18 protein-coding genes and 1 pseudogene are annotated in these 22,067 nt (G+C 60.6%); 12 read left to right on the top strand and 7 right to left on the bottom strand.

Translation table 11 applies throughout. The features are described 5' to 3' along the window. The first annotated feature begins 149 nt into the window (after positions 1–149). From KUG85_RS10780 to KUG85_RS10770, 3 genes are all read left to right on the top strand, one after another. Positions 150–758 (top strand): TetR/AcrR family transcriptional regulator, encoded by a 609-nt coding sequence (locus KUG85_RS10780; RefSeq protein WP_223005161.1) that lies wholly within the window; start codon positions 150–152, stop codon positions 756–758. Between the two features lie 13 nt (positions 759–771). Further along, positions 772–1,932: an isovaleryl-CoA dehydrogenase gene (locus KUG85_RS10775; RefSeq protein ID WP_223005160.1), complete on the top strand. Its 1,161-nt coding sequence runs from the start codon at positions 772–774 to the stop codon at positions 1,930–1,932. A gap of 144 nt (positions 1,933–2,076) precedes the next feature. Further along, on the top strand, positions 2,077–3,684 hold the full coding sequence (locus KUG85_RS10770; protein ID WP_223005159.1) for a carboxyl transferase domain-containing protein: 1,608 nt from the start codon (positions 2,077–2,079) through the stop codon (positions 3,682–3,684). 18 nt (positions 3,685–3,702) lie between these two features. Here the strand turns inward: KUG85_RS10770 and KUG85_RS10765 are convergent, their stop codons facing one another. Then, positions 3,703–4,278 carry a DUF922 domain-containing Zn-dependent protease gene (locus KUG85_RS10765; RefSeq protein ID WP_255606362.1) on the bottom strand — a complete coding sequence of 192 codons (576 nt, stop codon included), beginning with the start codon at positions 4,276–4,278 and terminating at the stop codon, positions 3,703–3,705. Between the two features lie 241 nt (positions 4,279–4,519). Continuing rightward, positions 4,520–8,236, bottom strand: a complete 3,717-nt coding sequence (locus tag KUG85_RS10760; RefSeq protein ID WP_255606361.1) for a TonB-dependent receptor — start codon at positions 8,234–8,236, stop codon at positions 4,520–4,522. A 916-nt stretch (positions 8,237–9,152) separates the two neighbouring features. Between KUG85_RS10760 and KUG85_RS10755 the strand changes: the two genes are divergently transcribed. Continuing rightward, on the top strand, positions 9,153–11,108 hold the full coding sequence (locus KUG85_RS10755; protein ID WP_223005157.1) for an acetyl/propionyl/methylcrotonyl-CoA carboxylase subunit alpha: 1,956 nt from the start codon (positions 9,153–9,155) through the stop codon (positions 11,106–11,108). A 79-nt stretch (positions 11,109–11,187) separates the two neighbouring features. On the opposite strand, the gene KUG85_RS10750 is transcribed toward KUG85_RS10755, so the two are convergent. After that, a complete protein-coding gene (locus tag KUG85_RS10750; protein WP_007008458.1) occupies positions 11,188–11,454 on the bottom strand; it encodes an SEL1-like repeat protein in 267 nt (88 codons plus the stop codon). A gap of 574 nt (positions 11,455–12,028) precedes the next feature. Here KUG85_RS10750 and KUG85_RS10745 point away from each other — a divergent pair. Beyond that, a complete protein-coding gene (locus KUG85_RS10745; protein ID WP_065818374.1) occupies positions 12,029–12,373 on the top strand; it encodes a DUF2147 domain-containing protein in 345 nt (114 codons plus the stop codon). A gap of 382 nt (positions 12,374–12,755) precedes the next feature. Here KUG85_RS10745 and KUG85_RS10740 read toward each other — a convergent pair. Beyond that, positions 12,756–13,403, bottom strand: a pseudogene (locus KUG85_RS10740) (LysR family transcriptional regulator); the annotation flags it as partial. Positions 13,404–13,529: 126 nt separating this feature from the next. On the opposite strand from KUG85_RS10740, the gene KUG85_RS10735 reads away from it, so the two are divergent. Together KUG85_RS10735 and KUG85_RS10730 are read left to right on the top strand one after the other, a co-directional pair. After that, positions 13,530–13,880, top strand: coding sequence for a DMT family transporter (locus KUG85_RS10735; protein WP_065818376.1), 351 nt, complete (start codon positions 13,530–13,532; stop codon positions 13,878–13,880). Then, positions 13,877–14,194, top strand: a complete 318-nt coding sequence (locus KUG85_RS10730; protein WP_223005156.1) for an SMR family transporter — start codon at positions 13,877–13,879, stop codon at positions 14,192–14,194. Before KUG85_RS10735 ends, KUG85_RS10730 begins: the two co-directional genes overlap by 4 nt. A gap of 63 nt (positions 14,195–14,257) precedes the next feature. Here the strand turns inward: KUG85_RS10730 and KUG85_RS10725 are convergent, their stop codons facing one another. Continuing rightward, positions 14,258–14,962, bottom strand: a complete 705-nt coding sequence (locus KUG85_RS10725; RefSeq protein ID WP_223005155.1) for a glutathione binding-like protein — start codon at positions 14,960–14,962, stop codon at positions 14,258–14,260. Positions 14,963–15,187: 225 nt separating this feature from the next. Here KUG85_RS10725 and KUG85_RS10720 point away from each other — a divergent pair, with 225 nt between their 5' ends. Genes KUG85_RS10720 through KUG85_RS10705 form a run of 4 tightly spaced genes read left to right on the top strand, consistent with a single transcriptional unit; the run spans position 15,188 to position 18,179 of the window. Next, positions 15,188–15,358, top strand: a complete 171-nt coding sequence (locus tag KUG85_RS10720) for a hypothetical protein (RefSeq protein ID WP_007008452.1) — start codon at positions 15,188–15,190, stop codon at positions 15,356–15,358. Between the two features lie 25 nt (positions 15,359–15,383). Then, positions 15,384–15,557: a hypothetical protein gene (locus KUG85_RS10715; RefSeq protein WP_157776520.1), complete on the top strand. Its 174-nt coding sequence runs from the start codon at positions 15,384–15,386 to the stop codon at positions 15,555–15,557. Positions 15,558–15,603: 46 nt separating this feature from the next. After that, positions 15,604–17,103: an AMP nucleosidase gene (locus KUG85_RS10710; RefSeq protein WP_223005154.1), complete on the top strand. Its 1,500-nt coding sequence runs from the start codon at positions 15,604–15,606 to the stop codon at positions 17,101–17,103. Between the two features lie 56 nt (positions 17,104–17,159). Then, positions 17,160–18,179 (top strand): endonuclease/exonuclease/phosphatase family protein, encoded by a 1,020-nt coding sequence (locus KUG85_RS10705; protein ID WP_255606360.1) that lies wholly within the window; start codon positions 17,160–17,162, stop codon positions 18,177–18,179. Between the two features lie 262 nt (positions 18,180–18,441). Here the strand turns inward: KUG85_RS10705 and KUG85_RS10700 are convergent, their stop codons facing one another. Further along, positions 18,442–19,293, bottom strand: a complete 852-nt coding sequence (locus KUG85_RS10700; protein ID WP_083213139.1) for a class I SAM-dependent DNA methyltransferase — start codon at positions 19,291–19,293, stop codon at positions 18,442–18,444. A 5-nt stretch (positions 19,294–19,298) separates the two neighbouring features. Continuing rightward, the gene (locus KUG85_RS10695) at positions 19,299–20,981 is read right to left on the bottom strand and encodes an electron transfer flavoprotein-ubiquinone oxidoreductase (RefSeq protein ID WP_223005153.1); all 1,683 of its coding nucleotides are present in this window, start codon (positions 20,979–20,981) and stop codon (positions 19,299–19,301) included. A gap of 484 nt (positions 20,982–21,465) precedes the next feature. Between KUG85_RS10695 and KUG85_RS10690 the strand changes: the two genes are divergently transcribed. Next, positions 21,466–22,059, top strand: a complete 594-nt coding sequence (locus KUG85_RS10690; protein WP_255606359.1) for a DUF2585 family protein — start codon at positions 21,466–21,468, stop codon at positions 22,057–22,059. Positions 22,060–22,067 lie beyond the last annotated feature (8 nt).

Here is a 22,067-nt window from a genome sequence, read left to right as displayed (position 1 = left end):
CCCGTCCGCGCGGCTCCGTTTTCTCCCCAAGCGCAAAGACCGCCCTGCCCCGTCATCCCGGATATGAAGTTGACCAAGCTCTCTGTCCGCGTCTCTCCCTTCTTGAATTAATTGAACGTTCGTTTTATTATTGCGGAAAGGGAGGTTCCATGGCGCGAACGACCGGCTCTGACGGTGAAAAGACGGAAGCGGCGATCCGCGAGGCGGCGCTGGAGCTCATCGCGCGGCTTGGCTTCGAAGCGATGTCGATGCGCCAGCTTGCGGGCCAGGTCGGTGTGCAGGCAGCCGCGCTCTACCGCTATTTTCCGACCAAGGAAGAACTGCTCTACGCGCTCATGCGCGAGCACATGGAAAAGCTGATCGCTTCCTGGGGGGAAGTGCGTCCTGCAACTGGCTCCGAAAAAGAAAGGCCGGCAGGACGCCTTGCAGCATTTGTCGAGAACCACATCCGCTTTCATCTTTCGCGCCGCAACGCCACCCATGTGAGCAATCTGGAACTGCGCAGCCTTTCCGAGGAACGCCTCCGGCACATTCTGGGCATGCGCAGCCAATATGAAGGCGAGCTGCGGCGCATTCTGGCAGACGGCCAGCGCGACGGCGTGTTCCGCATCGACGATGTAGCGCTGACGGCGATGGCGATCATTCAGATGATCACGGGCGTGATTGTCTGGTTCCGCCCGGAACTGCGACTTTCCGAAGATGAAGTCGCCGCTAATTACCACACCATGACCATGCGCCTTGTGGGCGCTGAGACGTGACCGGAGGAGACCGATGTACACGGGATCAATGAATTTCGGGCTTGGCGAGGACATCGACGCGCTGCGGGAGATGACGCATCGCTTTGCACAGGAAAAGATCGCACCGTTGGCGGCGCAAATCGACGAGAGCAACGAGTTTCCCGCCCATCTCTGGCAGGAAATGGGGGCGCTCGGCCTGCTCGGCATGACGGTCGATCCGGACTATGGCGGCTCGGGGCTCGGCTATCTGGCGCATGTGGTTGCGATGGAGGAAATTTCACGGGCATCCGCTTCGGTCGGCCTCTCCTATGGCGCGCACTCCAATCTCTGCGTCAACCAGATCCGCCGCTGGGGGAACGACGCGCAGAAGGAAAAATACCTCCCCGCCCTGTGCTCGGGCGAAACCGTGGGCGCGCTGGCCATGTCGGAAACGGGTGCGGGTTCCGACGTCGTCTCCATGAAACTTCGGGCGGAAAAGCGCAACGACCGCTTCGTCCTCAACGGGTCCAAGATGTGGATCACCAACGGTCCGGATGCGGGCACGCTGGTGGTCTATGCAAAAACCGATCCCGCCGCAGGGCCGCGTGGCATCACCGCCTTCATCATCGAGCGCGACATGAAGGGGTTCTCCGTCGCCCAGAAGCTCGACAAGCTCGGCATGCGGGGCTCCAACACGGGCGAACTGGTGTTCGAGGACGTCGAAGTGCCGTTCGAGAACCTGCTCGGCGAAGAGGGCAAGGGCGTCAACGTGTTGATGTCCGGGCTCGACTATGAGCGTGTGGTACTGGCCGGCGGCCCGGTCGGCATCATGGCTGCCTGCCTCGATGTGGCCGCGCCCTATGTGCGCGAGCGCCAGCAGTTCGGCCAGCCGGTCGGTTCCTTCCAGCTTGTGCAGGGCAAGCTCGCCGACATGTACACGGCGATGAACGCCTGCCGCGCCTACGTCTATGCCGTGGCGTCCGCCTGCGACCGGGGCGAGACGACCCGCAAGGATGCGGCCGGCTGCATCCTCTATGCGGCGGAGAAAGCGACCCTGACGGCGCTTGACGCGATCCAGCTTCTGGGCGGCAATGGCTATGTGAACGAGTTCCCCGCAGGACGGCTTCTGAGGGACGCAAAGCTATACGAGATCGGCGCGGGAACGAGCGAGATCAGACGCTGGTTGATCGGGCGCGAGATGATGTCGGAGGCGTGAAATTCCTACCGGGAAAAATCTCGTCCGCCCTCCCTTCAATCTGTTGCATCCGGTGCGCATGATACGCTTCATGGGCGATACAACCGTCCATTCACGAATGTTCACGAGGCGGGACACGGACCCGCAAAGGTCGCAGGAGATCGCATGACCGTCCTTCAATCGCAGCTTTCCCCTTCCTCCGACGCATACAGGGCCAATTTCAACCGCATGCAGGCGCTGGTCGGCGAAATGGCCGAGAAAGCCGCCGTGATCGAGCGCGGCGGATCGGACGAGGCGCGTGAACGTCACGTCAAGCGTGGCAAACTTCTGCCGCGCGAACGGCTTGGGCAATTGCTCGATGTGGGCGCGCCTTTCCTTGAGATCGGCCAGTTCGCCGCCTTCGACATGTATGGCGGGGACATCGCATCGGCCGGCCTGATTGCCGGTGTGGGACGCATCGAGGGGCGCGAATGCGTCATCGTCGTCAACGACGCCACGGTGAAAGGTGGCACCTATTATCCACTGACGGTCAAGAAGCATCTGCGCGCGCAGGAGATCGCGCTCGAAAACAATCTGCCCTGCGTCTATCTGGTGGATTCAGGTGGCGCCAATCTTCCCAACCAGGACGAAGTGTTTCCCGACCGGGATCATTTCGGCCGCATCTTCTACAATCAGGCCAACATGTCAGCGAAGGGCATTCCGCAGATCGCCTGCGTGATGGGGTCGTGCACGGCCGGCGGCGCCTATGTGCCGGCAATGAGTGACGAAACGGTGATGGTGAAGGGAAACGCCACCATCTTCCTCGGCGGACCCCCGCTCGTGAAGGCGGCCACCGGCGAGGTGGTGACGGCGGAGGAACTCGGCGGCGCGGAGGTGCATACACGCGAATCGGGCGTTGCCGACCACTATGCGCTGGACGATGAGCATGCGCTCGCCATCGTGCGGCGCATCGTCAAAAACCTGAATCGAAAGAAGAGCATATCGCTCGATCTTCGCAAACCGATTCCACCGGTTTACGACCCGCACGAGATCTATGGCATCATCCCCGCCGATACCCGCCAGCCCTACGATGTGCGCGAGGTGATCGCACGCGTGGTGGACGGCTCCGAGTTCGATGAGTTCAAGGCCAATTACGGAACCACGCTCATTACCGGGTTTGCCCATATTTACGGGATTCCGGTGGGCATTCTGGCGAACAATGGCGTGCTTTTCTCCGAAAGTGCGCTGAAAGGCGCGCATTTCATCGAATTGTGCTGTCAGCGGAAAATCCCGCTTGTCTTCTTACAGAACATCACCGGGTTCATGGTCGGACGCAAATACGAGGCCGGGGGCATCGCGCGCGACGGCGCCAAGCTGGTGACGGCGGTCGCAACCGCGCAGGTGCCCAAAGTGACGGCGATTATCGGCGGCTCGTTCGGTGCCGGCAATTATGGCATGTGCGGCCGGGCCTATTCTCCCCGCTTCCTCTGGATGTGGCCCAATGCGCGCATTTCAGTGATGGGCGGTGAGCAGGCGGCAACCGTGCTTTCCATCGTCAAGCGCGAAGGCATCGAGCGCAAAGGCGGGCACTGGAGCGCGGAGGAAGAGGCCGATTTTCGCAGGCCCATTCTCGAGAAATACGAGCGTGAAGGCCATCCGCTCTATTCGAGCGCGCGGCTTTGGGATGACGGCATTGTCGACCCCGCAAAGACACGCGAAGTGCTTGCTCTTTCGCTCGGCTCTGCGCTGAATGCGCCGATCGGCGATACGAAGTTCGGTGTTTTCAGGATGTAGGATTTTGGACGGGCGGCGTCAGTTGCTGCGTTGCCTGTCACCATTGATGAACTCCATCACCAGGCGATGGACATTGCCGCCATCGCCCATCTCGACCCGGTCGAATTCGCGGCTGCGCTGACGCTGTTCCTCTGACAGGCGGCCAAGATGCTCCTGCAGTTTCGCCCGCACCTTCCGACACCCCGGATCGTTCTCTGCACGCAGGCCGACGGATACGGTCTCGATCTTCTTCACCATGTCGGTGATGATCTCTCCGTGGACACGCTCGTGGGTTCGCACGCCGTCACTGAAGCGCTCCCACGCCGCCTGCGTCTGCGGGGGAAGGCTGCCTGAAACCTCTGGCAGGCGATAAGTGATGATCAGCTTCGGTTTTGCCGATGCCAGAACGCAGGCACCGTCATCGCGTGGCTGATAGTCCCGGCGCCAGGTCAGCTTGAAATCCGTGTACGCGATCACCCGGCGCACGCCGAGCTTTGGTCCGCGTTCGCCGATGGACCTGTAGAGATCGAGAGCCGTCGAGCCGGAAATCGTGTAGGGCTCGATGCGCTCGACCGGCTTCCAGTCAGCCAGCGCCACACCTGGCAAGAACGCCATTGCCGCGGCTGCATACGCCCAGCGGATATCGACCAAATCCAGTGCCCCCATAATATCCAGCGCTTCCGACCGAATTGCTGCAACTGAAATAACAGACCGCCAGAGCTTCGGAAAGGAAGCCCTGGCGGTTTAGCGTCCCGCGACTTTCGACAGCGACTTTGTCCAAATGAGGACAGGTGCTCTCGCTTTCGGAGATGGAGTGGCGGGCGCCTCCCCCCTCGAGCGACGCCCGCCTCGGGCCTCAGAACTTCCCGACCACGTTCAGGAAGGCTCCGCGGTCGTCCAGCGTCAGATCACGGAGATCGTCTGAGAAGCGCCCGAAATTGTAGCCCGCACCGACCTTGAAGTTGTTGCCAACATGCCGGTAGAGGGCTGCAAGGGCGCCGTAGTCCATGGACTCGATTTCCGGAAGATAGAATGCCCGTCCTTCAATCATTGCATCCCAGTTCTTGACCACATGCAGGTCGGCGCGAAGGATGCCAAGATGAGCCGACGACTTCTCCCAGCTACCCATGGAGTTGCTGCCGTCACGGCTCCTTGCCCGGATTTCGCCCAGACGCATACCGTATTTGCCGCCAATGGAGAGCCATGGCAGGAGATCGTAGGTCAGATCAGCGGAGACAATGTGGCTGCGCTGAAGCGGCCCGCTCGTCGAGCGCGACATACTGCTGATCTGGTCATTGCCGGGAAGGTTGTAGAGATATGTGTACCGCAGCAATGCGTTCAACAGATCGTTGTCCACCGGGCGATAGGCGTACCCCAGCGATCCCTCGATATAGTCTCCGTTGAAATATGTGCCAAATGGCGTCTGTGAGATGACGGCATCGACACTTCCGAGAACCCGACCGTATCCGTCGTGATCCATGGTTGCACCGGCACTCATGACATAGGTGTTGCGGGTTCGGGTCTCGTCGTCGGACCGCTCAAAACGGGCTTCGCCCCGAACGCGTGCGCTGACACCCATCTCTTCATCCTTGAAGCCGACACCCAGCGAACCCGCATAACGTTCGAAATCGGCATATGGCGATCCGGTAGCGTGATTGATGCGCTCATCCTCGATATTGCCGGCTTCGATACCGCCATCAAAGGTCCATGCAACATCCGGCGTGTAGATGACACCATAGCGCTGAGCCAGTGAATTGCGGCGTCCGAAGAGATCGAAATCGGCTTCCGAATAGGCCGAGATCACATCGCTCATGCGCTTTTTCACACCCGCGACCACCGCACCATGGTCACGACCCTGCAGATCATAGCCATAGCTGCCATCGGTCGCGCGATCGGGATCGAGGCGGTAACCGATGTAATAGTGGTCTTCCGGCGTCGGATCGTAGGTCAGGGCTGCGAGACCGCCAATTCCCGACTTACCCCAGGACACTTCACCCTCCGCACCGAGCTTCTCACTCAGGCGTACTTCGGCACCAACGCCGTAGCGGTCATTCTTTGCAATGTTGCCTTTCCGGTCCACCGTACCCTGCACGAAACCGTAGTAGAGGTAGTCGTCATTCTGCCGATAGTCGACGCGCAGACCTGCGTCCAACCGGCTGCCGTCATAACCGGATTTGCCTGATGCGATCGCTGCCGGCGAATGAAGCTTCGAATATGCGATGCCGAATGCGGCCTTCCAGTAGGCGTCAAAGGCGTAGCTGACTTCGAGCTCCGCATCGCTGCGTTCCCGCCCCTCCTCATTCTGATAGTCGTCGTAAGACAGTTTGAGGTTCATATTCGCGCTCAAAGGGATATCGGTTTCGACACCCCAGCTGCGCTCGTCCGCATCCACCTGCTCGGTCACGCTGGAAAATCCGGCTTCCTTCTGCTCGTAGTAGCCGCCAAGCCTGCCGGCAGTACCGAGCCAACGGAAATCCTTGAAGGCCATTTGACCACGCAGGCTCCAAGCTTTCGCCGAGAGACCTTCGCGCCCCGCCGTATCCTGATCGGCCAGGGTCAGGCCGCCATCGGTGGAACGCGACAGACCGAAGCCGGGGCCCTTCGAATAGGCAATCTCACCGTCGATATAGGTATCATCTGAACGCTGGACCCTGAGGTCTGCGCCATAGGCTTTCTGGTCAGACAGTCCCGTTGAGTCCTTGATGCCCGTTGCGCCCAGTCGAACATGTTTTCCAACCCAGGTCTGCGCGCGACCGCCAAAGACGTAGTTTTCCATATCGCCTGCGCGAGCGCGGTACTCGTACTGGGCGACCATATAGGCCTTGAGACCACCCAGTGCGCCATCGCGAACCGCACCGTCATCAATGGAACCGGATGACAGAGGCGCGTCGAGAATGACGACACCCTGCAGGTAGTCGATCGTATAATCTTCGCCATAGACCAGCGCCCGCCGTTCGATGATCCGGCCCGTGACCTTGTCCCGGTATTCGATATGCAGGGTTTCGGAACCCTCTATGATGCGCTGCCGCTTGAGAAAATAGGCTGAGCCGCCGGTCCCCAGGAACTCGTCACGCTGCGGTAGTGTATCAGGTTTGGCGGCAAAGGCCGTTGCTTCGAATTTGGGCTGACCATTCGCGGTGTTGCCCGCCGAGCGAAGGACCATCTCGGCGCCATAGAGGCCGCGATCCACCTGCAGGAACCGCGTGCCTGAAATCTTGGTCTTGTAGTTGCCCCACATCACATGGCTTTCACCACGCTGCAGGCGCACATAGAATTTCCCGTTTGTCGGCGCGTCCTCTACCGACGTGGAATCATCCCCATACACAGGATAATATTTGTCAGGATCAATACGACGGAGGAGTTCCCTCGGGTCTCGGGCATCGAGATCTCTGAAAAGGTTCTTCACCTCGTTTTCCCCGGTATCGGCAGCCGCTGTCAGAAGGAACTTTCCCTTGATCTTGCCCCGGAGATAGAATGCCAGACGGCCTGAATTCCACACCTTGTCGAATTCGCCCGCCCTTACCTCCTCGATTCCGCTGTCACCGGTCCGCTTGCCGACGGTGAAGTCTGCGAGCGCGACATAAAACCAGTCGTTTGTCGGTATGTTGACATCACGGCTGAAGTAAAGACCACCTGCCTTCGAACCGCCGTCGACGGCGACATCGACCACGTGCTGGCCTGGCGGCAGAATGCGCTGGGTGACGAATGTTCCCTTCGGATCAAGTGGCACGAGCTCGTCGAAGGCGACGATCGCATATCCATCGGGAACATTCTTGCCATAGACCGTTATCGCACCGCCATAGACCGGAATATTGCGGAAGGCGGTCCGGTCCTCCGCATTGCCCGGCGCCACGCCATGTCCGGAATCGGAGAGGAATTCGCCGCGCGTGCTGGCGATGGTCATCGGCACCGTTTCATCGAAGCGGCCCTTGGCATCGTAGACACGCAGCACATAGCGGAACTCACGGCCGCTTCGTGCGGGCATGACCCAGGCGGCCTCATCGTTCACATTGATCGGGACGACAGCCACAGGCTTGTTGGCCCAGGCGACATTGTCCTCGTAAATGCGCACTTCCGCCCGGCTGATGAATGCAGGATAATTGGAGGTCGCATAGAAACGGATTGGCTCCCCTTCCCGAAAAATGCGCTGTACGGGCACGGTCGACACGTTGAGCAATGGCTCGGCATCCAGTCCGTCGAACTTGATCTGAATATCCACGGAACTCAGATCGAGATCGGTCTTGCGCTGCTTGTCAACGGAACGTGCATTGGGCGAGACGCCGAACATGCCCTCGTTCGTGATCTGGCCGCTTTCATCGACGACCTGACCATCAACGGAAATCACGAACGGGACGGCTGGCCGGTCACCGGGCCCGGCCCGTTCCGTGTTCTCACCGATCCGCAGCCTGCCAACGGAGCTATTGTCCAGCATCTTTCCCCGCATCGCGGCGGGACAGGCAACACCGCCACAATCGCCCTCGAGGTCGACCAGCGGTGGCAGATCGTCCCCCTTGTATACGGGGGCGCCGTCTCCCGGCACGACCATTGGAGCTCCGCCAACCGTTCCCTGCATGGGCGCGCCTCCGACGATACGGGCGTTCTGCCTCAGGGGTGACGGAGAAAAAAGCGGCGGCTCGGGAATAACCTCCCTCCCCTCCATGTCTGCTGCTAAGAGCGGGCCGATTTGCAGAGTAGCCGAGATTGTTACAAGACTACTCGCGAACAGAAAGCGGGATGGTGAATATTTCATCATGGAATTTCCATCTGTTGTCTGCTGACAAGTTCAGCGAATTGCTCCGCTTCACGCCTCCGAAGGTCCCAAACTCACTGTCGTACGCGCGGCCGCCGCGGTTCACCGGGAGTGCAACCCCACCGGTCCGCTTTTTCTCGCCTGTTGTTTTGCTACCCGCGCGCCGAGAGGCCATACGCTCCCGGTTTCGCAACGCTTCACTACTCGAGCAGCTCAAACGCGCGTACAGAGTTTCAAGATCAAATTACGTCGAACGCGAACGGGCTGTTTTGGAATTCCCCGATCAGACCAGGCAAAAGGCCATCAAAATCAGGCCGTTTCGGGATACACACAGCAGTATTCTCTGCGTCGGAAAACGGGTCATCTAAAGAACGCAAAGCACATGACAGACATGCAAGCCGCATGAACACCCCGACACTTTGGCAAAAACATAATTGAAAGATGCGGTTATGAAGCAGTTGTTTTGGGTATTCTTACCGAATTCCGGGTTCGACGATACTGTATGGATTACCCAGAACCTGAAGCCGGCATGCGCAAGATTGCCCGATTCAGGAGCCGTCCCCCGACATGCAGCGCCGCTAAACTGACAGGCTTCAATGCGGTTCCATGCCGTGGAACTTACAGGCAACCACATGCGGCATCGGTTCCTGCGGAATGAATGATGGCCCAAGCAGATTTCCCGCCACAAAACACGCTCAACGCATTATGGTGTCCCTGCTTCGTAGGAGGAACGCTCTGCATGTTTGAAAAGATTCTGATCGCCAATCGAGGGGAAATTGCTGTCCGGATCATCCGAACCGCCAGGCGCCTGGGGATCGCCACGGTCGCGGTCTATTCCGATGCGGATCGGGACGCGCTGCATGTGCGCATGGCCGATCAGGCGGTGTGCATCGGCCCGGCTCCGGCGTCCGAGAGCTATCTCGATGGCGACAGAATTATCGCTGCCGCGCTTGAAACCGCAGCGCAGGCCATCCACCCGGGCTATGGCTTTCTCTCGGAGAATCCCGACTTCGTCGAGAAGGTGGAGGACGCCGGCCTGATCTTTGTCGGCCCGTCGTCGCAGGCCATTCGCGCAATGGGACTGAAAGACGCCGCAAAACGGCTGATGGAAAAAGCGGGAGTGCCGGTCGTTCCCGGCTATCACGGCGATACGCAGGCGCTTGTCGCGCTCGCTTCCAAGGCCAATGAAATCGGCTATCCGGTTCTGATCAAGGCGCGGGCGGGCGGCGGCGGCAAGGGCATGCGTCTGGTGTCCGATCCCGATGCGTTCCCGGATGCTCTGGCCGCGGCCCAAAGGGAAGCAAAGGCTGCCTTCGGCGATGAGCGCGTGCTGGTCGAAAAGTATATCCAGACACCCCGGCACATCGAGGTGCAGGTTTTTGGCGACAGCCACGGAAATGCCGTCCATCTCTTCGAACGCGACTGCTCGGCCCAGCGCCGTCATCAGAAGGTGATCGAGGAAGCCCCCGCGCCCGGCATGAACGAAGAAACGCGGGCGGCGATGACCGAGGCCGCCGTGAAGGCCGCCCGGGCCATTTCCTACAGCGGTGCCGGCACGATCGAGTTCATCGTCGACGCATCGGAAGGACTGCGGCCGGACCGGTTCTGGTTCATGGAGATGAACACGCGGCTTCAGGTGGAACATCCAGTGACGGAGATGATTACGGGTGTCGACCTGGTCGAATGGCAATTGCGGGTGGCGGCGGGCGAGCCCCTGCCACGCACACAGGACGAAATCACTGCGAGCGGCCATGCGGTGGAAGCCCGGCTCTACGCCGAGGATGCAACGCGTGACTTCCTGCCGGCAACCGGGACGCTGCACCATTTGCGGTTTCCCGATAACATCGAAGCCGCACGATTGCGCATTGATGCCGGCGTTGCGGAAAAGGATGCCATAACCCCGTTCTACGATCCCATGATCGCCAAGCTGATCGTCCATGCGCCCACACGGGAGGAGGCGATTGAGGGGCTCGCCGGTGCGCTCGAGAAGACCGAGATCGCCGGCTCGACCGTCAATCTCGGCTTCCTGACACGGCTTCTGCGCGACGATGATTTCTCTGCCGGGCGGCTGGAGACCGGCTTGATCGGACGCAAGCAGGACGTTCTGACCAAAACTGCCCCTCTTAAGGCGCGGCATCTTGCGGCAGCCATCGCAGCAACGAGCGGAGCCGCATCTTCAGAAGATACATCCGATCCGTTTTCCACAATTTCGGGTTACGGCCATTTCGGGCCGCTCCTTCACAAACGGACGCTGGTAAACGGTGAAGAGGCGGTGGAAGCCCGCGTGGCGGCGCAGGCCGATGGCGCGCTGGCAATTCACCTTGGTGACGATGAAGCCAGTCGGCCAATCATCGTACGCCGCGACGACCCCACTCGGTTCGCCTCATGGCCAGGCCACATCACGGTGTTCGAGGGCGCGGATGCGCTGACGCTCAAGGTGCCAGACCGGCTGCAGGCAGCCGAGGAAAGCGGCAGCGGCGACCGGCTCAGAGCTCCGATGCCCGGGCTGGTGAAGCTGGTGCGCGCTTCGGTCAACGAGACGGTCCAGAAGGGTCAGCCGCTACTGGTGCTCGAAGCGATGAAGATGGAGCACACCATCACAGCGCCGCATGACGGCGTCGTCGCTGAAATCGCGACCGAAGGTCTGCAGGTCAATGACGGCGCGATGCTCGTCCGCTTTCAGGAAGCAGAGTAGACTCGCGCAAGCGTAAAGGCGCCCTGCGTTCAGGACCCGGCCCGTTTCAGACCGGATCCTGAACGTTCCGCCCCCCGCATCAGTGCATCGTCATCCATTCACGGGCATCGCGCAGCGCCCTGGCCAATTCCGGCTTGGACATGCCGGCGGCCAGTTCCGAGCGCAGCTCCGCAGCGCGCTCAGAGCCCTTGATGGCTGCAATGTTGAACCATTTGTGCGCGGCCACCAGATCGACATCGCAGTCGCGGCCGGTCGCATACATCATTCCAAGTTGAAACAGCACGTCGGCCTGGGTGGACGAACCAGCCGTACCGAAGCCTGCTTCCTGAACGTCGTAACGTGCCATAATCCAAGATCCCTGTTTTTCTCCCGAGAGCCTTTGTTCTTGCCCTTCCGGGCCAGCCCTTCGATGCTTTCGAGAATGCAGGGTGCGGCTGAAATCGCCGTTAAATCTTGTGCTTAATTAGAAGAAAACAAAGTTCAAATTTTCAGTAAATGTCTGATTTTGTTAAGCATCGCAAACCCGCAGGGCATCGGGATTTCAGTGGTGGAAGCCAGGCGAATTCGTTAACGCCGTTTGCAAGATTTCGTTAACCACGCCGCACGCTTGAAGAGACAATTTTCTGAAAATTCTAATTGTGCGCGGTGCGGTTTCGTCCCTTGCGATGGGCAGAAAACCGGGTCGGCTACGGGCGTTCTGCGCCGTTTCCCACTGCATTCGTGCGAATGCCGCTGTTCAGTCTCTCGCCCCACGGGCGGAAAGCTTGAAGAGCGCACGCCATGGCGCGGCGGCGATACTGCGGGCACCGTCCACACTGCTTCAGCTTTTGCCACGGTTGCGGCCTGCCACCACAAAAATCGGTTGTATTACGTTTACGTTTGCGTAAGCTGTGCCCGCAACATCATTGGGAGGAAGACTGATGATTGGCAGAGTTGTTTTGAGCGGTGCCGCGCTGCTTCTGGCTTGTGGCGTTGCCATGGCCGACCCCATCGAGGGCAACTGGAAGACGGAATCCGGCGCGACGGCACAGATTGCGCCCTGTGGCGGCTCCTATTGCATCACGCTGAAAAGCGGCAAGCACGCCGGCAAGAAAATCGGCACGTTTCAGGCTGCCGGCAGCAGCAAGTATACGGGCAAGATCACCGATCCGGCCAACGACAAGACCTATTCCGGCAAGGGCACGCTCTCCGGCAACAGCCTGAAGATGGGAGGCTGCGTGCTCGGCGGCCTGATCTGCCGCAACCAGACCTGGTCGCGTCTCTAGACCGGCGTGCGTCCATCCGGACGCACAAAGAACGATCTGAACGATTGGTGGAGCATCGGAACAATCCGAAAACCGGATTCCACTTTTCGGTCCGATGTTCCAGGGTCAGAGCCCTTCCACGCCTGTCCTCCCTGCGGAAGGCGTGGGGACTCAATCTGCGATCAGACCTTCGCTGCGCATCTGTGAGAATGATTTCGTGTGCGCATGATTGCAGCGCGGCTTCGGCCCTGCCCCCGACGGCAAGCGGCTCGCGGCTGCAGACGAAATACGGATACCAGGCTGCACCCAGGCCGTGACTGATCTGTCCTAGCTGCGCATCGTCTTCTTCCGACAACAGGGATTCGGGCACGTAGCCCCAGCCCAGCCCATCGCAGATCGCATCCTTGCCAAGCTCGAAGCTGCTGAGCGCGATGCGCTCGCTGCCCATGGCGTCGAGGTGAAAGCGTTCGCGCTGCGTGCTGTCGAGATAGGTGATCTGCGGCAGGATGGCGAGATCATCGTCGGCGACGTAGCTCATGGAATGAAGCGGATGGCCCCGGGCCACCATCATGCGCATGCCAATCCGCGCAATGACACGACTATAGAGCCCGGATGCCGGGCCGGCCCGGCCCGAAGCAATGAAATAGGCGATATCGAGTTGCCCTTCGCGCACCAGTTCAGGAAGCACATCGCTTTCCGCATAGCGCATGCTGAGGCGCACGTCCGGCCGCGCCCGGCGAATGGCCCGGATCACATGGCGCCAAAAGTTCTCCGACAAGACATCGTCGCGCCCGATCCTCAGTTCCCGGCCTGCAGTCTCACCACCGCGCGCGCAGCGCTCGATGATGCTGTTGGACAACGCGATGATGCGGGCACAGTCATCCAGAATGTGCTCGCCGACCGGCGAGAGAGCAAGGCTGTTGCCGCGCCGCACGAACAACGCGGCGCCAAGCTCATCCTCCAGCGCGGCGATTGCCATACTGACCGTGGAACGGTTGCGCCCAAGCTGGAGCGCGGCACCCGAGATGGAGCCCGCGCGCGCCGCAGCCACGAAATACTCCAGATAATCCAGTCTCACGGCAAAGCTTCTTCGTCAAAAATCCTGTCGCTCAGCGATTTTCCATACGGCAATTGGGCAGATATCTCAATCGAGTGACATAAAACTTGATCTGACAGTATGAGGTCGAAATTGCACTGGTTCTATCTGATCGCTGCGGTCTTTGCAGAAGTGGTCGGGACCACACTCATGAAACTCCTGGTATCCGGCGGCGCGCTTCTTCAGGGAACGCTGGCGGCGATCGCGATGATCGGCATCGCCTATCTCTTTCTGGGACGCGCAACACTGCGCATACCGGTCGCGCTCGCCAATGCGTTCTGGGAAGGGTTCGGCATGGTCCTGATCGCCCTCACCTCCCTCTACCTCCTCGACGAAACGATCTCCCGGGTTCAGGGCATCGGCATCGGTGTGGCGCTGCTCGGGATCGCTGTGATCAACTATGGCCACCACCAGCAGGGTGAGACACGATGAGCATCTATATGGGTTATGTCCTGGGATCGGTGGCGCTCGACATTCTCGCCAATCTGGCGCTGGAGAAGTCGAACGGTTTCGCACGCAGAGGCTGGGGAACCGCTGCCGTCCTGCTCATCATGGCGGCCTTCGCGCTTCTGGCGCTGGCCGTCACCGGCATGGACCTCTTTATCGCCTATGCGGTGTGGGGCGTGCTTTCGATCCTCGGGACGGCGCTGGCCGTCCGGCTCGTCTTCGGCCACCGCCTCAACCTGACGAGTTGGCTGGGCGTGGGCATTCTCATCCTGGCCATCCTGCTGATACGCCTCGGATAGACAAAAGAAGCAGGGCGGGCGCCCGAAGGACACCCGCCCTGCCTGAAACGTTCGGGGCTGACGTCAGCTGGCGCGCTGCCCGAAGAGAACTTTCTGGGCTTCCTTGTCCTCAGCGATATTGCGGCGATGCTCCTGACCGACCTCCAGCGCGCGCACGACCGCCGGCCGCGCCATGATGGTCTCGAACCAGCGCTTGAGGTTGGGGAAATCGTTGAGATCCTGTCCCTGCTGCTCATAGGGCTTCACCCAGCCAACGCTCGCCATGTCGGCAATGGTGTAGTCATCGCCGGCGAGGAACGGCCGGTCTGCGAGGCGCTTGTTCATGACGCCGTAGAGGCGGTTGACCTCATTGGTGTAGCGCTCGATGCCGTAGGGAATCTTTTCCGGCGCGTAATTGCGGAAGTGATGCGCCTGGCCGGCCATCGGGCCGAGACCACCCATCTGCCAGAACAGCCACTGGTCGACTTCAACGCGGGCACGCTCGTCGGTGGGATAGTACTTTCCCGTCTTGCGGCCGAGATACTGAAGGATGGCACCGGATTCGAACACGGAAATGGGCTCACCACCCGGACCTTCAGGGTCCACAATGGCCGGCATGCGGTTGTTCGGCGCGATCTTGAGGAAGGAAGGCTCGAACTGCTCGCCCTTGCCGATGTTCACAAAGTGCACATCGTAAGGCAGCCCGGTTTCCTCAAGAAAAATGGTGATTTTCCAGCCGTTGGGCGTCGGCCAGTAGTGAAGCTCAATCGGCTTGGTCTGGGTGGTCATGTGTCGTTGCCTCCAGGTGTTGGGCGCCGCGCGGTCGGGGGAGGATCGCGGCGATACCCGGGCAGGTAAGCACCATCTGCGCACTTTGCAACGCGCTCTCCGATAAACGATCCGTTATCCGCCCATAATGGGGGTGTTAACACTGCTGAACCCTGGATGAATGTCCCTCTCAGTCTCGGTTCAGTCCGCGTCTGCCACAGTGATGGCGACACTGAGGACGAACCAATGTTGATGCGCCGCTTTTCAATTGTCTGCCTGATCACCGCCCTCTTCGGCATGGGGCTCGCCATACTGGTCGCAGAGGCCGGCAGGCCTTCCGATCCCTGGCAGGACAATCGGCCGTTCTCCTGCTCCGCGGAGCAGGCCGCCCTTTGCGGCAGAACGGCGCTGCGCTGAGCGAAACGAGTTGAGGAACAAGACGATGCGGACGATCACACATATGGCCCGGGGATTGATGTTTGCTGCCCTGATCGGCTCACCGCTGCTTGCGGTCCAGAACGTCCGTGCCGGTAATGAAAACATCATCGAAGGGGATTATGAACGCTCGAGCGGCGCCGGCCTCGTCCTGATGGTCAGCCTGAAACGCTCGCGTTAGATCGGGTCGGGCCTTGAGAAGAAAAAGAATATCCATATAAAAGGCCATGGAACATAGAATATACCCTCAGCCCATTCAGACGATTTCGAGCCCCGAGCCCTTTGCCCGGAAAAGCTTTACCGATGCCCGCGAAGCCGTTGCGGCATTGAAGGCGCTCTATGAGCGCAACACCGCATTCCTGCGCGATGCCTTTGCGCAGGTGGCCAAAGACGGCGAGAGCGACCGCCGCTTTCGCGCATTCTATCCCGAAGTCAGCCTCGCCACCGGCTCCTATGCCCAGATCGATACGCGGCTTGCCTATGGCCATGTGGCGGCGCCCGGCGTCTATGCCACGACGATCACGCGGCCCGACCTTTTCGACGACTATCTGATCGATCAACTGAGCCTGGTCATCCGCAATCACGGCGTCCCCATCACCGTCTCCGAATCGGAAACACCGATACCGCTCCACTTTGCGTTCCTCCAGGACACTTATGTGGAGGGCTCGATAGCCGACCGGCTGAAACGGCCGCTGCGCGATCTTTTCGATGTGCCGGACCTCAACGCCACGGACGACCATATCGTCAACGGCACGCATGAGGCCCCGCCCGGCGAACCGCTGCCGCTCGCGCCCTTTACCGCACAGCGGGTCGACTATTCGCTGCACCGGCTTTCGCATTATACCGCCACCGCACCGGCGCACTTTCAGAACTTCGTGCTCTTTACGAACTACCAGTTCTATATCGACGAGTTCTGCGCGCTTGCCCGCGAGATGATGGCCGAGGGCGGAAACGGCTACACCTCCTTCGTGGAGCCGGGCAATATCGTCACAAAGGCCGGCGAGACGAGCCCGTCCGCCAGCGCCCCTGCCCGCCTGCCGCAGATGCCGGCCTATCACCTGACGCGTGAAGGCCATGCGGGCATCACCATGGTGAACATCGGTGTCGGCCCCTCCAACGCCAAGACGATCACCGACCATGTGGCGGTGCTGCGCCCGCATGCCTGGCTGATGCTCGGCCATTGCGCGGGCCTGAGGAACACGCAGGCGCTCGGCGACTATGTACTGGCACATGCCTATGTGCGCGAAGACCATGTGCTTGACGACGACCTGCCCGTCTGGGTGCCGCTGCCGGCGCTGGCGGAGGTGCAGGTGGCGCTTCAGGAAGCGGTCGCTGAGATCACCGGGCTTTCCGGCTATGAATTAAAGCGCATCATGCGCACCGGCACGGTCGCCACCATCGACAACCGCAACTGGGAACTGCGCGAACAGCGCGGACCGGTGCAGCGCCTCTCACAATCCCGCGCCATCGCGCTCGACATGGAATCGGCCACGATTGCCGCCAACGGTTTCCGCTTTCGCGTCCCCTATGGCACGCTGTTGTGCGTTTCGGACAAACCGCTGCACGGTGAGCTGAAGCTGCCGGGCATGGCCACCGATTTCTACAAGAGGCAGGTTTCGCAACATCTCAAGATCGGCATGCGGGCGGTAGAGAAACTCGCGGCCATGCCGCCGGAACGGCTGCATTCGCGCAAGTTGCGGAGCTTTTTCGAGACCGCCTTCCAATAGCCCGAAAATGCGGTTAGGCGCTGCTGCATCGAGACGGAAACAATGGGCGCGAGGCAATGAAGAGACCGAGAATCGCATCAATGCTGCCGGCCTTTCTGGCCATCGGCGTGGTTCTGGTGTCTTTTCCGCTGGTCGCCGGTTTCTGGGGCAGGCTGCACCCTGCCCTCGATTCCATGGCGCATTTTCGCATTCACCTTGCCGTGCTGATCGCTCTTCTGGCCGCACCGCTGCTCTTTGTGAAAGGCTGGCGTCAGATCGGTGCGGCGGGAACCGTGCTTGGCATCGCAACGCTGAGCGCAACGCTGCTTCCCGTTCAGGCGTCCACCGGCTCGGCAAAAGCCGAAACGACGGATTCGCCTGCCGCGCGCTACCGGCTCCTTCAGCTTAACCTCAGATACGACAACGCCACCCCCAAGCAGGTCTTTTCACTGATCGGCCGCACCAAGCCCGACATCATCACGCTGAACGAAGTCTCGCGCATGTGGGTGGAAGAGCTGAAGTTTCTCGAAGCGGCGTATCCCTATCGCGTGATCTGCCCGCCGCCGGCGCGCATCGGCGGGGTTGCCATTCTCTCGCGCCGGCCCTTTGCCGACCCGTCCGCCTTTGCCTGCTATGACCGCGGCTCGATGGCCGTGGCGACGGTTCGGCTTGGCGCGGATGCGGTGGAGATCGGCACGCTGCATCTGGGCTGGCCCTGGCCCTTTGAACAGCATCGACAGGTGGGGCGTGTGGCGCCCGTACTTGAACGCCTTCCCGATACCGCCATTCTGGCCGGCGACCTGAACGCAACCCCATGGAGCGTGACGGCCCACCGTGTGGCGGCAGCCGGGCGGCTGGATCTCTTGCCGGGGGTCGGTCCCACATGGATGAAACCGATCGTGCCCGAGAGCCTCCGCCGACTCGTGGGGTTGCCGATCGACAATCTGTTCACCAAGGGCCGGATCGTGCCATTTTCGGTCGAGCGGCTGGAGGATGTGGGGTCCGATCACCTGCCCGTTCTGTTTGAGTTCGGCATCATGCCCGACGATGAGCCGGCCGAGGTGATCGAAGTGAAGCTCGCCAGAAACGGAAACTAGGGTCAGGACCTACTAATATGGCCGCAATGGTCGGCCTGATCTGTGCGGATACGCGAAGCAAGGCCGCAGGAAGACTTCATGTCTTTCAAGGCCTTGTGACAAAGTAGCCCGTGCTGATCAGGCCGATCCTAAGGACGCTCGATAGACCGGCGACCTGCCGCGTCAAACCCCTTGACCGGGGGAAAGGCCCCGCTCTGCGGGCTTTTCCTTGCATCTCTTGGTCTATCGAACGCCATTGTGGCCATATTAATAGGTCCTGCCCCTAATCGGCCGGCTTCCTGCGCGCGATGACCAGATGGCCGGGAACCGGCTTTCCCATTTCATGCCGCACCACAATGCCGCCGATGGCGAGCCCCGCAAAGCCGTGCCTGGCGAGCATTTCGGCGAGATAGGTCTCGGAATGGGCGAAGCGCTGATGCGGCCCGACCATGAAGGCGCGCCCGGCGAGCACCTCGTCCGGCAGGGTCTCGCTTGAAAACGCGAGAACCGCGCCGTCCACGGATAGCTCCGCCGCGCCGGCGAAGAACGCATCCAGATCGCCGAGATAGGGCAAAACATCGGTCGCGGTGATCAGATCGAAGGGTTCGACATCCGCGTGATGGAGAAAGTCCACCGCATCGCCCACATAGAGCGCGTCGTAGACCTCTTTCTCGTCGGTGACCTCAATCATGGTCTCCGAAAGATCGATGCCGGTGATGTGGTCCGCGATGTCGCGCAGAACCTCTCCGGCAAGCCCCGTTCCACAACCGAGATCCAGCATGCGGTGGAAGGGCCCCGGCGCCACCTCATCCAGCGCCCTGCGGGTCAGTGCCGGCACGTCGTAGCCAAGCTGGTCGACCAGAATGCTCTCAAACGCGCCGGCGTGCTGGTCGAACAGCGTCGCCACATAGGCCTCCGATGCGCGCGCCGGCGTCTCGCCCCGTCCCATCGAGGCAAGCCGCACCGCGGCACCGCCATGGTCGGCAGGGTCAAGAGCGAGCACCTCCCGATAAGCGGCAGCGGCAGCGTCGAGGTCGCCGGCCTTTTCGAGCGCAAGGGCGCGGTTATAGGCCTCGGCCAGCGCCTCTTCATCGATGGGGCTGGTGGTTCCGCTTTCGGGTTCGGGCTCGGACAATGGCGTTACATCCCGGTATAGACGGGCCCCTCACCGCCCTGCGGCGGCACCCAGTTGATGTTCTGGTTGGGGTCCTTGATGTCGCAGGTCTTGCAGTGGACGCAGTTCTGCGCGTTGATGACGAAGCGGGCATCGGCCACATCGCTGCCATCGGTGAGCGCGTTGCCGTCAGCATCCACCCATTCATAGACGCCGGCTGGGCAATAGCGCGAGGACGGGCCGGCATAGACGGCATATTCCGACGTCTTCTGCAGCTCCATGTCCTTCACCTGAAGATGAACCGGCTGCTCCTCCTCGTGATTGGTGTTGGACAGGAATACGGAGGAAAGACGGTCGAAGGTGAGCACACCGTCGGGTTTCGGATAGTCTATCGGCTTGTGCTTTGCGGCCGGCTCCAGCGATGCCGCGTCGGTCTTGCCATGTTTCAGGGTGCCGAACAGCGAGAAGCCGAACAGCGAGTTCATCCACATGTCGAAGCCGCCAATGCCGACGCCCAGAAGCGTGCCGAAGCGCGACCAGAGCGGCTTGACGTTGCGCACCTTCTTCAGGTCCTTGCCAATGTCCGAGGCGCGCCAGGCGGCCTCATAGCCTTCAAGTGTGTCATTGCCACGCCCCTCGCCCAGCGCTTCCACGACATGCTCGGCGGCGAGCATGCCCGAGAGGACTGCATTGTGAGACCCCTTGATGCGCGGGACATTGACGAAGCCTGCCGAGCACCCGATGAGCGCACCACCCGGAAAGACGAGTTTTGGCACCGACTGATAGCCGCCTTCAGTGATGGCGCGGGCGCCATAGGAGATGCGCTTGCCACCTTCAAACGTCTTGCTGATCGCGGGATGCGTCTTGAAACGCTGGAATTCCTGGAAGGGTGAGAGGAACGGGTTTTTGTAGTTCAGGTGAACCACGAAACCGACCGCCACCTGATTGTTTTCCAGATGATAGAGGAAGGAGCCACCGCCGGTTTTCATGTCGAGCGGCCAGCCGAAGGAATGCTGGACGAGACCCGACCTGTGGCTCTCCGGCTTCACCTCCCAGAGTTCTTTCAGGCCGATGCCGAATTTCTGGGGTTCGCGATCCTCGGAAAGGCCGAATTTCTCAATGAGCTGCTTGGCGAGCGAACCGCGCACGCCCTCGCCGATCAGGACATATTTGCCCAAAAGCGCCATGCCAGGCTGATAGTTGGGACCGTGCGAGCCATCCCGCTCGACACCCATATCGCCGGTGGCGACGCCAATCACGGCACCGTCGTCGTTATAAAGCACCTCGGCGGCGGCAAAGCCCGGATAGATTTCAACGCCCAGCCCCTCGGCATAGCCTGCAAGCCAGCGGCAGACATTGCCGAGCGATACGGCATAATTGCCGTGATTGTTCATCAGCGGCGGCATCAGAAAATTGGGAATGCGCATGGAGCCCGCCGGCCCGAGAACCAGAAACTGATCGTCGGTGACGGGTGTCTTGAACGGGTGATCGGGATCGTCGCGCCACTCCGGCAGAAGCCGGTCGATGCCGATGGGATCGACGACGGCACCCGACAGGATGTGCGCACCGACTTCACCACCCTTTTCGAGAACGACGACGGAAAGCTCCGGGTTCAACTGCTTGAGCCGGATGGACGCGGCCAGCCCCGCCGGACCTGCGCCGACGATGACCACATCGAATTCCATGCTTTCGCGTTCCACTTCGCTCATTCCACCCTCCGCAGTCTTTTTCTCTCGCGCGCCCCTGCTCTCGTTTCGTGCCGGCGCGATCCGGATACCCATCAGTCCCGCATAACGGTTTCAACGCCGGGCTATAGCGCATCCGCGCGCCTGTCGAAACCGGAGATGTTGCATCAATCCATTCCTGTTTGACGCCAACTGATATTACTTTAACGTAAACGTAAATAAATTAGAACGGGCGCGCAGGCAATTCCTGTTTGCCTCCCGGGTCGAATCCGCGCAGTTTCAGCCCGTTTCACGATGGAGGGTGCGGGACATGGGCAGCAACACGGCGCATGCCCAGTTCGACCGTGTTCGATCTTGAGGCGACTTTGTTGTGCGCGGTTTGTGGTTCGACGGGCTCACCATGAGGGTGAGTGCATGACAGCAAAGTCCCGCATTTTTCCTGAGGAACCGGTCAAACAATGCGCCACATCAAAGCGGTGGGGTGTCATCTACCGTGAAGGAAGTGGCTATGAGTGAAAACAGGCTATTGGCGGCGTACAGGCAAAGACCCGTTGCCGTGACCGCTTTCTGCGTGCTTGCGATCCTTGCCATTCAGGCGCTTTTCCTGAAGATCATGGGGCAGACGACGATCTGCGACTGCGGGACGGTGAAGCTCTGGTATTCGGATCCGTCGGGGCCTGAAACCTCCCAGCACATCGGTGACTGGTACACCTATTCCCACTTCCTGCATGGACTGCTTTTCTATGGGCTCATCTGGCTTGTCGCGCCGCGCATGCCGATTGGCTATCGCCTTGCACTGGCCGTAGGACTCGAAGCCGCGTGGGAAATGGCCGAGAACACGCCCATGGTGATCAACCGCTACCGGGAATCGGCGCTCGCCGAGGGTTATTACGGAGACAGCGTGATCAACTCGCTCTCGGACACGTTTGCCACCATCGTCGGCTTTTTCGTCGCGCGCTTATCGCCCCTTTGGCTCAGCATTCTTCTGGTGGTTGCGACGGAGATTTTCATGGCGGTCATGATCCGTGACAATCTCACGCTCAACATTCTCCAGCTGGTCTATCCCTCGCAGGCGATTTCCAACTGGCAGGTGGGCGGCTGAAGCCACCA

Origin of the sequence: Nitratireductor rhodophyticola (genome assembly GCF_019891355.1) — a bacterium.
GTDB classification, from domain to species: domain Bacteria; phylum Pseudomonadota; class Alphaproteobacteria; order Rhizobiales; family Rhizobiaceae; genus Nitratireductor; species Nitratireductor rhodophyticola.
The sequence above is the reverse complement of the archived record's forward strand: the minus strand, read 5'-3'. Positions and strand labels throughout refer to the sequence as shown.

What these genes read in the sequence shown, in the direction of transcription:
- KUG85_RS10780 (WP_223005161.1), top strand. Translation starts at nt 150, where the DNA reads ATGGCGCGAACGACCGGCTCTGACGGTGAAAAGACGGAAGCGGCGATC.
- KUG85_RS10775 (WP_223005160.1), top strand. Translation starts at nt 772, where the DNA reads ATGTACACGGGATCAATGAATTTCGGGCTTGGCGAGGACATCGACGCG.
- KUG85_RS10770 (WP_223005159.1), top strand. Translation starts at nt 2,077, where the DNA reads ATGACCGTCCTTCAATCGCAGCTTTCCCCTTCCTCCGACGCATACAGG.
- KUG85_RS10765 (WP_255606362.1), bottom strand. Translation starts at nt 4,278, where the DNA reads ATGGCGTTCTTGCCAGGTGTGGCGCTGGCTGACTGGAAGCCGGTCGAG.
- KUG85_RS10760 (WP_255606361.1), bottom strand. Translation starts at nt 8,236, where the DNA reads ATGCAGGGAACGGTTGGCGGAGCTCCAATGGTCGTGCCGGGAGACGGC.
- KUG85_RS10755 (WP_223005157.1), top strand. Translation starts at nt 9,153, where the DNA reads ATGTTTGAAAAGATTCTGATCGCCAATCGAGGGGAAATTGCTGTCCGG.
- KUG85_RS10750 (WP_007008458.1), bottom strand. Translation starts at nt 11,454, where the DNA reads ATGGCACGTTACGACGTTCAGGAAGCAGGCTTCGGTACGGCTGGTTCG.
- KUG85_RS10745 (WP_065818374.1), top strand. Translation starts at nt 12,029, where the DNA reads ATGATTGGCAGAGTTGTTTTGAGCGGTGCCGCGCTGCTTCTGGCTTGT.
- KUG85_RS10735 (WP_065818376.1), top strand. Translation starts at nt 13,530, where the DNA reads ATGAGGTCGAAATTGCACTGGTTCTATCTGATCGCTGCGGTCTTTGCA.
- KUG85_RS10730 (WP_223005156.1), top strand. Translation starts at nt 13,877, where the DNA reads ATGAGCATCTATATGGGTTATGTCCTGGGATCGGTGGCGCTCGACATT.
- KUG85_RS10725 (WP_223005155.1), bottom strand. Translation starts at nt 14,962, where the DNA reads ATGACCACCCAGACCAAGCCGATTGAGCTTCACTACTGGCCGACGCCC.
- KUG85_RS10720 (WP_007008452.1), top strand. Translation starts at nt 15,188, where the DNA reads ATGTTGATGCGCCGCTTTTCAATTGTCTGCCTGATCACCGCCCTCTTC.
- KUG85_RS10715 (WP_157776520.1), top strand. Translation starts at nt 15,384, where the DNA reads ATGCGGACGATCACACATATGGCCCGGGGATTGATGTTTGCTGCCCTG.
- KUG85_RS10710 (WP_223005154.1), top strand. Translation starts at nt 15,604, where the DNA reads ATGGAACATAGAATATACCCTCAGCCCATTCAGACGATTTCGAGCCCC.
- KUG85_RS10705 (WP_255606360.1), top strand. Translation starts at nt 17,160, where the DNA reads ATGAAGAGACCGAGAATCGCATCAATGCTGCCGGCCTTTCTGGCCATC.
- KUG85_RS10695 (WP_223005153.1), bottom strand. Translation starts at nt 20,981, where the DNA reads ATGAGCGAAGTGGAACGCGAAAGCATGGAATTCGATGTGGTCATCGTC.
- KUG85_RS10690 (WP_255606359.1), top strand. Translation starts at nt 21,466, where the DNA reads ATGAGTGAAAACAGGCTATTGGCGGCGTACAGGCAAAGACCCGTTGCC.